This is a genomic window from Pseudomonas sp. P135 (assembly GCF_020312125.1).
GTDB lineage: Bacteria > Pseudomonadota > Gammaproteobacteria > Pseudomonadales > Pseudomonadaceae > Aquipseudomonas > Aquipseudomonas fragariae.
Genome location: NZ_JAGPYR010000027.1, coordinates 16,507 through 28,874 on the forward strand (window position 1 = coordinate 16,507; position 12,368 = coordinate 28,874).

Consider the following 12,368-nt stretch of genomic DNA (forward strand, 5'->3'; position numbering starts at 1 on the left):
AATCTGATCGTGCCGATATAGATAGCGAATATAACGCCATGGATTGGCAACTGACGCGAGGACGCAGCATGTTCGACATTTCTCACATCACGGCTCTTACCAGCAGCCCTACCCTAACGACTGTTGCGAAAGAGGTTTCCCCAACCAGTAGCACGTCGGCAATAAGTAAGCTGTTTTCTGAGCGCGCCGCTGATAGTGCAACTCTCTCCACGTTGTCCAGTCAATTGAACAGCAGCGCGATGCGCGCTCAGATCCGCGATAGTCGTCTAGGCTTCAAAGAACTCGGTGCGGTGGCAACATCCATTAACGACAAGATCGCGGGTACACACTATTACGCCAACAGAGCACTGCACGATGCGGAGGTCCCCGATACCGACGATCCAGCGCTGCTCGAGAGAGCCAGGCAGGCTACGCTGTTCAAGAATGGCGGGGGAGCAAACCCGTTCTCAGGATTATCGCAGGATCAACTCAAATTGATCATGTATGACGAAGGTGGCGAATTCACCATTAATGAGCGTAGTGCTGCTTCGTCCGAAAACCATCTTCAACAGGAAGCCTGGAATAGAGCGATGGGCAAACGCTATGTCGACGAATACAACGAAACCGGCAAAAGCACGCAAACACTGGTGATGCTTCTCGCCCATTACGACCAGCTGCCACCCATAGAAAAAGCCCAATACCCCGCCCATTACGCCGCCAACATTACATCGGGGGACAGCTCAGCCATGGACATTTTCGCCGCACTGAAAAGCCCGCCCATTACCTTGGAGGCTTGAGTGACAGATATGAGGGGTGGTCATAAGGTGAGGGATCACTTGAGTGTCGACGAAGAGGACGCGCTTGCACGTGCCCCTCTGCGCACGTCAAGGAGCGCTTCGACATTCCACCGCAATGTACTGGTGGCGCTGATAGTCGTGGTGTTGTGTGGCTATGGCCTGTTTCATTACATCCATCAGTCAAAAACAGCCGATGCCACGCCTGCCACGCCTGCCATGCCTCCTGCCGCTGTTGCCGAGGCTCCTGTCCTTGCGCCGCCACCGCTACCCCAGGTCTCGACCCCCCCTCAATCGCTGGCTGAATGCATGGGGCCGGACAATCTCATCGACGAAGCTGTCGCTGACTGTCGATTTGGAAAAAGCCACAAGACGGTTCCTCGATCGACCGCCCAAGGCATGGTGTCTGCTCAGTACATGAGCCAGTACAAGGCGCGACAGCCTATACGGCACCGCAACTACGCAATGGCGCAATTTGTTGATTCTGCTGTTGTGTGGCAGTGGGACCGGAAGCGTACCTATCGTGCTGAATGGGTCGTTGACGACGACCAGATTGATGGCACCAGCGTATGCCGTAACTGGCGCAGAGGGTCGATCGAATATCGGGAATGCCGCAAGGGCGCCAAGGTGTACTTCAAGGAGCAATGCAAGCGTTCTGCCGAGTCCGCGACTCGCCAACGCTACTGCAGCGCGGCGAGTGGCTTCAATCCATTGGGTTGAGCATCGCGGCGATCACGCTATTGCTCACTGCCGAGGCCCAGCACATAGAACTTGCTGTCCACCGCGATCAACGGAAAGCTCGCAGGCAGGTCCTCCTTCGTGATCTCCCGAAAGCCGTGCTTTTCATAGAAACGATGCGCAGCGTGAAACTTGTCGGTCGTGCCCAGGAATACTTCGCTGACGCCCTTGCGAGTTGATTCCTCGATCAGGCGCTCAAGCAGTCTGGCTGCAACGGAAAATTCCCGGCCGCGAAACGGGGCGGCGACAAACATCTTGCGCAGTGCTGCCTGCCCTGCGCCGATGTCTCTGAGACCGATACTGCCGATGACCTGATCGTCTTGTACCGCGACCCAGAAGTCCCCTGTGCCGGTCTGGTAAAAGTCCGGAATCGCCTTCAGGTCAGGCTGGTCTTCGGCGGTGATGGGAATACCGAACTCTTCACGCTGGATCGGCAGGATCATCGCCGATACACCTGACTCGTCGCTCGGCACGAAACGCCGTATCTGAATCCCGTTTACGCCCACAACACACCTCCTGGCCATCGTCCTCAGTGGAAATCAGTATTCCAGACAAGCAAACGCCACGACAAGTCGAGGCGTTTGCTTGAGCATTTTCGAGGGTCGCGTGCAGGTGCGGATGCGAAGATGTTTAATTACGACATCGCTCCGACGACCTGACGGTTACGGTATTTGTCTGTGAGCTTGCCCTTCAAACCCAGGCAGTGAGCAGCTTCCGATACCCGCGATCGATGGCTCGAGCAATGTCTGCGCCATATCAAGTAAATAGACGACAGTTAGCGTGAGGTCTCGGCCCTGCCCATTGAGTGGGCAAACGTCTTGGAGGTACGGCTCACAACGTTAATCGAGTCACATTGGGGGAGGAAATCGATGCTTGGGCGCGCAACGAAATTGACGGCCGGGGTCCTCAAGCTAAACAATGCAAACCTCCGTTGCTTCGCCCCAGCGTTCCTACCGCTGCGTGATAGGTGCTGAGTAGATTTAGGATTTGGTTGTTTTCCAAGGAAATGGTTATGGCAAAAGTTAGAAAAATACCTTACTACACTATGGAGCGATCAATATTTCGAGAGAAGGTATGGAAAGAGAATGATGGTTTAGATGGAGCAGTACCCATCAATACTCCACAAAAAATCTCTTACAATCGTTGTGCGCCTGGTCAAGTGTTCTTAAAGTCTGCTGAGCCTGGTGAAGAGCAGTTCATGGTGCCGCAAACAGAAGCGGGAGGTCAGAAATCAACTGCTGAGGTTAGAAAAAATAAGCCATTCTCCGTGGAATCTAAAACTTCAGTGTCTGATGCTCTAGAGGCTGATGCAGAAGATAAAGAAAAGCTTCCAGAGTTTGATCTTCAGGATATTCCTTTGGCCATGGACAATATTGGTTGGCCGATAGCTGCCAAGATTGCCAGACAGTGGTTCGCCAGCCCTAAGCATATCTATAATGATCGACCCAATTCAATTCAGCCCATTGATGACGCAACCGTGACGTTAAAGTGGGCGTTGAAGTATGGGAGCGTCGCAGAGAAATTCAACGAGTTGATTGAGGAAAAGATTTACTCTGAAAAAGCAATTGCAGGCGCTAGACATAAAATTCTCAAGCGAGTAAAAAATAAATTTGATGAATCTAGGTCGGCAGCAAATCTTTCCTTTGATACAGCTCCTTGGATAGGTGATATCAGGCAGTTTCATATTGATTGGCAAATTCAGTTTCAGGCAATATCAACAAGCAACACGCTTGACGGCCTGAGTTTAACTGATCTCACCGCGACGCTAGGGAGTTTTAATATTTATGCGGCTATTGGCGTGGTTGAAGTTGCTGTGGAAAAGTTTTACAAATATGACGATCAAGCCAGAACCAAAACATTTTGCGTCGACGCAACGGCGGCTATTACCTGTGTGTATACCTACCTGAAAGATAACTATTCTTTTAATGACAAAAATGATGGTAGCAGCCAATATCTGGGCCACTGGAACAAAAATGATATGATTCTTTCTTACTCTGCCGTTGTCAGTGATCTGGTTGACGGTAAGAAAATTCATACCCGTATGGGAAGTACCCCGATAACTGAAACTAAAATCAATTGGGACTATTTGCCTGGAGGCCAGATTGACAAGCCAGTGGATAAAAGAACAGGTTTGGTAAGAAAATTTATGGAGAAAGATGTTTACTGGCCTGTTTACAACAGCTCTTATAGTGAGTGGAGAGAAAAGCATGGCCGGGGTGGCGATTTTATGATCTACAGCAGACCGAAAATCCACAAACTGAAAAAGCCCATCATTATAAAGCTGGATACATTATGCAAACCTTCAGAGCCCATGTAAGAAAAATGTATTTCCGCTCTTTTTTCTTCTTTATTTTTATGTTGATTGCTTTGGTTGTTTATTCCATTGCTTTCAACCTGTTCGACAACACTGATTGTGAACGCTATAACCACACTGAGGCATTAGATGGAGGTGCAAAGAGTTTTGGCAGTAAAGGTTTTATAATAACTGTTTGCGGAGCCGGGGTGAACAATAGTCTTTTTAATGGAGATGGTATGGAGAGGGTCCGGCTGACTATCTTCGACAATCAAGGCGAGCTGTTAGCCAGGAGATACTATAAAGTTTTTTGGGACGGCCAGCCAGGGCATGAGCCGCTTAAGGTGTCCGAAAACGGTATTATCTATCAAGATGATAAAGAGCAGAAAGATCACGCAATCACTATGCCTCCCACACGCTTGGAATGGATTAGGGCAAGGCTTCCCCTGTAACTATGGTGGTCGTCAAAGGAATGTGTCTCGAGCAAGACTGGTTCAGTGGAGCGGTATCTATAGACTATAAAACCCCCTTGGTTGAATCTGAAATAAAGGGTGTAAAGTTTGATTTGTTGAAATGCTTGGATCTCTATTACAGTAAAGCGCTCAGCGCGTGGCTAAAAGAAATTCTGATAAAGCCGGATTATACCTATATCCAAGACAATAAATGACAGATGCCAAAGTCGATATCTCCATGTAGGTGTGCCGCCGATATAGTCGATTTGTCATCTGGCAAGATAGGCAACAGGCTTTCAGATTCGTAAAACGAGTACAAAAAAACCGCCTGATGAAGGCGGTTTTTTTAGTGGAGGCTAATTACAACGTCTTACAACTTCGGACCCGCAGCCTTGATGGCGTCGCTCACGTCGAACTTCTTGAAGTTCTCCACGAACAGGCCAGCCAGTGCTTTTGCGGCTTCGTCGTAGGCAGCCTTGTCAGCCCAGGTGTTGCGTGGGTTGAGCAGGCCGGTATCGACGCCGGGTACCGACTTCGGTACGTCGAGGTTGATGGTGTCGAGGTGTTCGGTTTCGGCACCGATCAGTGCGCCGCTCTGGATCGCTGCGATCACGCCACGGGTGGTCGGGATGTTGAAGCGCTTGCCGACGCCGTAGCCACCGCCGGTCCAGCCGGTGTTGACCAGGTAGACCTTGGATTTGAAGCCGCGGATGCGCTTGATCAGCAGTTCTGCGTATTCGCCCGCCGGACGCGGGAAGAACGGTGCGCCGAAGCAGGTGGAGAAGGTGGACTTGATGCCCGAACCCGAACCCATTTCAGTCGAGCCGACCAGTGCGGTGTAACCCGACAGGAAGTGGTAGGCGGCCTGTTCTTCGCTGAGGATCGACACAGGCGGCAGTACGCCGGTCAGGTCGCAGGTCAGGAAGATAACGGCGTTCGGCTCGCCACCGAGGTTTTTCGGTGCGCGTTTTTCGATCAGTTCGCGCGGGTAGGCCGCACGGCTGTTCTGGGTCAGGCTGCTGTCGGCGTAGTCGGCTTTTTTGGTGACCGGGTCGAGTACGACGTTTTCCAGTACGGCGCCGTGCTGGATGGCTTTCCAGATGACCGGCTCGTTCTTCTCGGACAGGTCGATGCACTTGGCATAGCAACCGCCTTCGATGTTGAACACCACGCCTTCGCCCCAGCCGTGTTCGTCGTCACCGATCAGGTAACGGCTTTCGTCGGCGGACAGGGTGGTCTTGCCGGTGCCGGACAGGCCGAAGAACAGGGTTACATCGCCCTCTTCGCCCATGTTGGCCGCGCAGTGCATCGGCAGAACGTCGGACGCCGGGAGCAGGAAGTTCTGCACCGAGAACATGGCTTTCTTCATTTCGCCGGCATAACGCATGCCGGCGATCAGCACCTTGCGGGCTGCAAAGTTGATGATCACGGTGCCGTCGGAGTTGGTGCCGTCACGCTCAGGGTCGCAGACGAACCATGGCGCGTTCTGGATTTCCCACTCGTCCTTGCCAGCCGGGTTGTACTGTTCAGGGTTGATGAACAGGCAACGGCCGAACAGATTGTGCCACGCAGTCTCGGTGGTCATCTTGACTGGCAGGTAGTGCGCAGGATCGGAGCCTACATGAACGTGGGAAACGAAGCGCTCGCGCTCGGCGAGGTACGCGCCGACACGGTTCCACAGGGCGTCGAATTTCTCGGCCGGGAACTTGCGGTTGATCGGGCCCCAGGCGATGGCGTCCTGAGTGCTCGGCTCTTCAACGATGAAACGATCGACCGGCGAACGGCCAGTACGATGGCCTGTCTCCACAACCAGTGCGCCAGTATCGGAAAGTACGCCTTCTTTGCGGGCAAGGGCTTCCTTGACCAGTTCGTCGGTGCTCAGATCGGTGTACACAGCGTTGTTGGTTTGCGTCATGAGGTTCCCCGTCGGCCTGTGGCCGAGTGCTCCAAACGGTTTTGTAGTAAAAAAACAACCACTACTACAGCGTAAAAGTGGGCCGGATTATGCCAGAAATGCCCGGAAATGGTAGGACCCTCCTGTCAGAACAGCATTACAGGGGCCCACACCGTTTTCTGAGGCCCTTTACGCGATCATTAATGGCGCGTGTCAGATGGCGAATCGACACCGCCGCCAGCAAACAGCTGCGCGACGTCAGTGGCATCGAACAGATAGCGTTGGTTGCAGAACTGGCAGTCGATCTCGATCGTGCCGTTGTGCTCGATAACCAGTTGCTGCGCGTCCTCCAGCCCAAGGCTGGCCAGCGCATTGGCAGAGCGCTCACGCGAGCAACTGCAGCGAAAGCAGATGGGCTGCTCGTCGAACAGGCGAACCGGGTCTTGGTGATACAGGCGATGCAGGATGGTCTGGTTGTCCAGCCCGAGCATTTCCTCGGCCGTGAGGGTGTTGGCCAGGGTGATGACGTGCTCCCAGCTGGCGTCACGCTCTTCCGGATCGGTGATCTGCGCGATGGGCAGCTGTTGCAGCAACAGACCGCGGGCGCGATGGCCGTCGGCCTTGAGCCAGAAACGCGTGCCCAGCTGTTCGGACATCACGAAGTAGTTGGAGAGGCTTTCCGACAGGTCGACGCCGTCGAGGGCAACGATGCCCTGATAGCGCTTGCCCTTGTTCGGGTCGATGGTCAATGCCAGCGAGCCATCGGGCATCAGGTCCTGCAGACCTGCGCCTGCTGTGACCAGTGCCTCGTCATAACGGGCGATGCCACGCAGCTCGCGTTCGCTGGAGCACTCGACCATCAGCAACGGCACTGCGCCACTGGAGCGTGCCTGCAGGATCAGCAGGCCGTCGAATTTGAGGGTGCCGACGAGCAGCGCGGCAGCCGCCATCATTTCGCCAAGCAACTGCGCGACCGGCTCCGGATAGGGGTGCTTGGCGAGCACTTCGGCGTAGCTGCGCTCCAGGGCGACCAGTTCTCCGCGAACGTCGCTTTCGTCGAAGATGAAGCGTTGGGTGAAATCGATGTCCGGGAAATCATGCATAGGTAGGCAAGGTATCTGAAGTAATGACAATGGATGGCACGCGGCTGAAAAAGCGCCGTCCGGCACTCGAAAGCGCCGTGGGCCATGCGGATTGACCGGCATTTTAGGAGCTATGCGGTGCGCTTCCAAGCTGGATGGCACGTCGGACTGATAGCCGGAGCTGCCCGGTGCTGTGTTTCAGTCGTTGTTGTGGCTGGCGCGGAAGCCGAAAAGCTCCCGGCGTTGCTTCTTGGTCGGCTTTCCGTCAGTGGTCACACCCAGGTTGCCGGCCTTGCGCTGAGCCGCGGCATTCTCGCGCCTGGCGATGCTCTCGGGTGTCTCGTGATACAGCGTCTGTGCCTCCGGCGCTCCACGCCGAACGATGGACAGCGCCTCGACCACTACGGTGCGGTCGTCGAAACCCATGCGAATCTGGAACTCGTCACCGATACGCGGCTCCTTGCCGGGCTTGCAACGCTCGCCGCGACAGTGCACCTTGCCGCTTTCGATAGCCGCTTTGGCCAGCGCACGTGTTTTGAAAAAGCGCGCAGCCCACAGCCACTTATCCAGGCGGACCTTATCGTCTTCTTCCATCTTTTGTGCCATTTGAATTCCTCATCCGTATGGCAGTCTGAACGTTATCCGGCTAATGAGGAAACGTGACGGCCTGCCGTTGCTGATCTGTCGCTATCAAGAACATGAAGTAACCGATCCTTGCTTGTCAAAATCCGCTATTCGTCATTTTATGGCCCTGACCTCACATGGAGTGCGATGTGACAGACTTTCCAACTTCGTTGACCGCCCCCAAAAAGGGGTGTGAGGGCTGCACCGGCAGTCCGGAACTGGGCTTTTCGTTTGATTATGCCTATCAACCCATCGTCAACCTGCACGACCAGTCGATCTTTGCTCATGAAGCGCTGGTCCGAGGCCCGAATGGCGAGGGCGCAATGTCAGTCCTGAGTCAGGTCACCGACCAGAACCGCTATCGCTTCGATCAGACCTGCCGGACCACGGCCATCGCCGGCGCTGCGAAACTGGGCATGACCGAGCGTTTATCGATCAACTTTCTGCCAAATGCCGTGTATCGTCCCGAGCTGTGTATCCGCAGCACGCTGGAAGCGGCCAAGCGGCATGACTTTCCCATCGAGCGGTTGATTTTCGAGACCATCGAAAGCGAACATGTGTGCAGCAAAGGCCATTTGAGCAATATCCTGCGCGAGTACCGGGAGTTCGGCTTCATGACCGCCATCGATGACTTCGGCGCCGGGTATTCAGGCCTGACGCTGCTGGCCGATTTTCAACCCGACCTGATCAAACTCGACATGAACCTGGTACGCGATGTTCATCGCAATCGCGCGCGTCAGGCGATTGTTCGCGCGGTTGTCACAATGTGTTCGGACTTGGGGATTAAAGTCATCGCAGAAGGTATCGAACATATTGAAGAGCGGGATTTTCTGGCAGATTGCGGCATATCCCTGATGCAAGGCTATCTGTTCGCCAAACCCGCATTCAAAGCCCTGGCTCAGGTAGCCCCCGAGGCCTGGCAGAAGTCTTGAGAAGTACGGAATCGCATTGAAGACATTCGATCATCTGACAGTCATCGGCCTGCGCGAGTGGGTGGCGCTCCCCGACCTGGGGGTGGCAGGCCTGCGGGCAAAAATTGATACCGGTGCGAGCACGTCAAGCCTGCACGCCACGGAAATCGAGCCTTTTGAACGCAATGGACAGAAATGGGTGCGCTTCAACGCGCATCTGGGCACGGTGGTTCAGTTGCGGCATCGTCGCTGCGAAGCGCAACTGGTTGCCATGAAAACCATTAAAAGCTCCAACGGTCAGGCGCAGGTGCGCTATGTCATTCGCACCACGCTGGCCCTGGGTGATCGTATCTGGCCGGTGGAATTCACACTGGCCTGCCGCAAGTCGATGCGTTATCGACTGCTGCTGGGTTCCAAGGCTCTGATCGACGGCCAGCTGGTGGTCAATCCGGGCATAACTTACGTACAAGACAAGCCGGTGTTCCCGGCCTCTACTTCCTCAGGTGTTGCATGAAGATCGCTGTGCTTTCGCGTAATCCGCGTCTGTATTCCACCCGTCGTCTGGTCGAAGCTGGCATCGAGCGTGGCCATGAGATGGTGGTGATCGACACCCTGCGCGCCTATATGAACATCGCCAGCCACAAGCCGCAGATCCACTACCGCGGCAAACCTCTGGAGGGCTTCGATGCGGTGATCCCGCGCATCGGTGCTTCGGTGACTTTCTATGGCTGTGCGGTGTTGCGTCAGTTTGAAATGATGGGCGTGTTTCCGCTCAATGAATCGGTCGCCATTGCCCGTTCGCGGGACAAGCTGCGCTCGTTGCAACTTCTGTCACGCCGGGGGATCGGCTTGCCGGTCACCGGTTTCGCTCACTCGCCCGACGACATTCCCGACCTGATCCAGATGGTCAATGGCGCGCCGCTGGTCATCAAGGTGCTCGAAGGCACTCAGGGGATCGGCGTGGTGTTGTGCGAAACGGCCACGGCGGCCGAATCGGTGATCGAAGCCTTCATGGGCCTCAAGCAGGACATCATGGTTCAGGAATACATCAAGGAAGCAGGCGGTGCCGACATTCGCTGCTTTGTGGTCGGTGACAAGGTTATCGCCTCGATGAAGCGTCAGGCCAAACCGGGCGAGTTCCGCTCCAACCTGCACCGCGGTGGCAGCGCCAGCCTGATCAAGATCACGCCTGAAGAACGCATGACTGCATTGCGGGCAGCCAAGGTCATGGGACTGAGCGTGGCGGGTGTGGATATCCTGCGTTCCAATCACGGTCCTTTGGTGATGGAGGTCAACTCTTCGCCTGGCCTGGAAGGCATTGAAGTGACCACCAGCAAGGACGTGGCCGGGATGATCATCGGGTACCTGGAGAAAAACAGCGGCCCGCACATGACCCGTACCAAAGGAAAAGGCTGACGGGACTCATACCCGTTTCAATGGCTCTGGCTGGCGTCGCGTCTGCGGACGCCGTCCAGGGCATTCAGCTACCGTACATCAGGTAAACAGGCCTGCCAGTCGAGTCCTCGTTGCAGTATCCCGGCATTAGTCCCGCATCCCTCCGTTCAGCTTAAGGCGACGTAATAGCCAGCTTCGCGCCGAATAGCCATCCTCCCGCGCGACATAAATCAACACATTTCTCCCGTATTTGTATGCCGATCATGCATGAGGTAGTCGTTTACGGCATTAGACGTATACGCGCGCCATGGGAATAGTTGCGACTTTTTTCGCCTGCTACAGAGCTGGGATGCTCGTCTGCGGTGACCTTCTCGGGACATTTCCAAAGGGAGCTCCTGCCTCGAAACTGCTGTGAAAAAGCATGCTCGGTGCACGGGTTTTGGACTTGCCCAAGCCACTTTGAACAAGGGTAATAATATGAAGAAGGCAAAGCTGAGTCTGGCCTGGCAGATTCTGATCGGACTGGTACTGGGTATCGCTGTGGGGGCGCTACTCAATCATTTCAGCGCAGAAAAGGCCTGGTGGATCACCAACATCCTGCAGCCCGCAGGCGATATCTTCATTCGTCTGATCAAGATGATCGTTATTCCCATCGTTGTCGCCTCGCTGATCGTCGGCATCGCGGGCGTGGGCGATGCCAAGAAGCTGGGACGTATCGGTCTCAAGACCATTCTCTATTTTGAAGTCGTGACCACTATCGCGATTCTGGTGGGGCTGGTGCTGGCCAACGTGTTCCATCCGGGCACCGGCATCGACATGAGCACACTGGGCACCGTCGATATTTCCAAGTATCAGCAGACTACGGCTGAAGTTCAGCACGATCATGCGTTTATCGCGACCATTCTCAACCTGATCCCGTCCAACATCTTCGCCGCCATGGCGCGTGGCGAGATGTTGCCGATCATCTTCTTTTCGGTGTTGTTCGGCTTGGGGCTTTCCAGCCTGCAAGCCGAGGTCCGTGAACCGCTGGTGAAGCTGTTTCAGGGCGTCTCGGAGACCATGTTCAAGGTCACTCACATGATCATGAACTACGCGCCGATTGGTGTGTTTGCCCTGATTGCCGTGACTGTCGCCAACTTCGGCTTCGCCTCTCTGTTGCCGCTCGCCAAGCTGGTGATTCTGGTTTACGTGGCCATCGCCTTCTTCGCCTTCGTGGTGCTGGGGCTGATCGCTCGTGCATTCGGCTTTTCGGTCATCAGGCTGATGCGTATCTTCAAGGACGAGCTGATTCTGTCCTACTCCACGGCCAGCTCTGAAACCGTGCTGCCACGGGTGATCCAGAAGATGGAAGCCTATGGCGCACCGAAGGCGATTTGCAGTTTCGTGGTGCCCACGGGCTACTCGTTCAACCTTGACGGTTCGACGCTCTATCAGAGCATCGCAGCCATCTTCATCGCTCAGTTGTACGGCATCGACCTGTCGATTGGCGCGCAATTGATGCTGGTGCTGACCCTGATGGTCACCTCCAAAGGCATCGCGGGCGTACCGGGCGTTTCCTTCGTTGTGCTGCTGGCGACCCTGGGCAGCGCCGGTATTCCACTGGAAGGCCTGGCGTTCATCGCCGGTGTCGACCGCATCATGGACATGGCGCGCACCGCTTTGAACGTGATCGGCAATGCGCTGGCAGTGCTGGTCATCTCGCGCTGGGAAGGCATGTACGACGATGCCAAGGGCGAGCGCTACTGGAACTCCCTGCCGCACTGGCGCAGCAAAGAGCCCGTGCCGATGGGGCAACCGACGGCGGACTGATCTTCGCTATGTGCTGACAAGCCCCGGACCTCCGGGGTTTGTTGTTTTCAGGTCGCCGGTTAGACTGCCTGCCTTACCTGAGGAGTGACCATGACCGACGACATCGATAATGACGAAGAAGACTTTGCTGCCTCGACGCTGATCGAAGCCATCGAAAACCAGATCGAAGCCGGTAACCCGCCCGCAGCCAGAGCGGTGTTCAACATGCTGACCCTGGTGAACTATGAGCGTGAAGATATTCTTGAAATGATGGCCCATGTGTTGGCCATCGAGATCGATGCCTTGCTGGAGCAGGACCGTCCGTTCGACACGCAATGGTATGAAGCAGCGCTGCGCGCCCTGCCCGACCTGCCGCCGGAAAAGTGATCCTGCGGTCAGAGCAGGCCAGCAAGATATA

13 protein-coding genes and 1 pseudogene are annotated in these 12,368 nt (G+C 55.2%); 10 read left to right on the forward strand and 4 right to left on the reverse strand.

Annotated features, from left to right (window positions below):
• The first annotated feature begins 68 nt into the window (after positions 1-68).
• Both KBY08_RS24815 and KBY08_RS24820 read left to right on the forward strand, forming a co-directional pair.
• Positions 69-776 carry a hypothetical protein gene (locus KBY08_RS24815; protein ID WP_003401730.1) on the forward strand — a complete coding sequence of 236 codons (708 nt, stop codon included), beginning with the start codon at positions 69-71 and terminating at the stop codon, positions 774-776.
• Between the two features lie 9 nt (positions 777-785).
• Positions 786-1,493 carry a hypothetical protein gene (locus KBY08_RS24820; RefSeq protein ID WP_024660791.1) on the forward strand — a complete coding sequence of 236 codons (708 nt, stop codon included), beginning with the start codon at positions 786-788 and terminating at the stop codon, positions 1,491-1,493.
• A gap of 17 nt (positions 1,494-1,510) precedes the next feature.
• Here KBY08_RS24820 and KBY08_RS24825 read toward each other — a convergent pair whose 3' ends face one another.
• Entirely contained in the window at positions 1,511-2,017 is a 507-nt protein-coding gene (locus tag KBY08_RS24825; protein ID WP_024640782.1) for a GNAT family N-acetyltransferase, read from the reverse strand.
• 506 nt (positions 2,018-2,523) lie between these two features.
• Between KBY08_RS24825 and KBY08_RS24830 the strand changes: the two genes are divergently transcribed.
• The 3 genes and pseudogenes from KBY08_RS24830 to KBY08_RS24840 all read left to right on the forward strand — a co-directional run.
• The gene (locus KBY08_RS24830; protein ID WP_024660790.1) at positions 2,524-3,828 is read left to right on the forward strand and encodes a DUF6402 family protein; all 1,305 of its coding nucleotides are present in this window, start codon (positions 2,524-2,526) and stop codon (positions 3,826-3,828) included.
• Positions 3,804-4,256 (forward strand): hypothetical protein, encoded by a 453-nt coding sequence (locus KBY08_RS24835; protein WP_024660789.1) that lies wholly within the window; start codon positions 3,804-3,806, stop codon positions 4,254-4,256. Before KBY08_RS24830 ends, KBY08_RS24835 begins: the two co-directional genes overlap by 25 nt.
• A gap of 62 nt (positions 4,257-4,318) precedes the next feature.
• A pseudogene (locus KBY08_RS24840) lies at positions 4,319-4,471 on the forward strand (T6SS amidase immunity protein Tai4 family protein); the annotation flags it as partial.
• A 155-nt stretch (positions 4,472-4,626) separates the two neighbouring features.
• Here the strand turns inward: KBY08_RS24840 and KBY08_RS24845 are convergent.
• From KBY08_RS24845 to KBY08_RS24855, 3 genes are all read right to left on the reverse strand, one after another.
• Positions 4,627-6,171: a phosphoenolpyruvate carboxykinase gene (locus tag KBY08_RS24845; RefSeq protein ID WP_003367573.1), complete on the reverse strand. Its 1,545-nt coding sequence runs from the start codon at positions 6,169-6,171 to the stop codon at positions 4,627-4,629.
• A gap of 179 nt (positions 6,172-6,350) precedes the next feature.
• Positions 6,351-7,253, reverse strand: coding sequence for an Hsp33 family molecular chaperone HslO (gene hslO / locus KBY08_RS24850; protein WP_104683566.1), 903 nt, complete (start codon positions 7,251-7,253; stop codon positions 6,351-6,353).
• A 177-nt stretch (positions 7,254-7,430) separates the two neighbouring features.
• On the reverse strand, positions 7,431-7,838 hold the full coding sequence (locus KBY08_RS24855) for an RNA-binding S4 domain-containing protein (RefSeq protein WP_057458419.1): 408 nt from the start codon (positions 7,836-7,838) through the stop codon (positions 7,431-7,433).
• Positions 7,839-8,005: 167 nt separating this feature from the next.
• Between KBY08_RS24855 and KBY08_RS24860 the strand changes: the two genes are divergently transcribed.
• The 5 genes from KBY08_RS24860 (at position 8,006) to KBY08_RS24880 (ending at position 12,337) form a co-directional block, all read left to right on the forward strand.
• Positions 8,006-8,788 (forward strand): EAL domain-containing protein, encoded by a 783-nt coding sequence (locus tag KBY08_RS24860; RefSeq protein ID WP_003401743.1) that lies wholly within the window; start codon positions 8,006-8,008, stop codon positions 8,786-8,788.
• 49 nt (positions 8,789-8,837) lie between these two features.
• Positions 8,838-9,281 carry an ATP-dependent zinc protease gene (locus KBY08_RS24865; RefSeq protein WP_172452248.1) on the forward strand — a complete coding sequence of 148 codons (444 nt, stop codon included), beginning with the start codon at positions 8,838-8,840 and terminating at the stop codon, positions 9,279-9,281.
• On the forward strand, positions 9,278-10,183 hold the full coding sequence (gene rimK / locus KBY08_RS24870) for a 30S ribosomal protein S6--L-glutamate ligase (RefSeq protein ID WP_003401760.1): 906 nt from the start codon (positions 9,278-9,280) through the stop codon (positions 10,181-10,183). The genes KBY08_RS24865 and rimK overlap by 4 nt, the downstream gene beginning before the upstream one ends.
• Positions 10,184-10,639: 456 nt before the next feature.
• Complete coding sequence (gene gltP, locus KBY08_RS24875; RefSeq protein WP_003401762.1) at positions 10,640-11,971, forward strand: glutamate/aspartate:proton symporter GltP; 1,332 nt, start codon at positions 10,640-10,642, stop codon at positions 11,969-11,971.
• A 90-nt stretch (positions 11,972-12,061) separates the two neighbouring features.
• The gene (locus KBY08_RS24880; protein ID WP_003344493.1) at positions 12,062-12,337 is read left to right on the forward strand and encodes a hypothetical protein; all 276 of its coding nucleotides are present in this window, start codon (positions 12,062-12,064) and stop codon (positions 12,335-12,337) included.
• Positions 12,338-12,368: the final 31 nt, after the last annotated feature.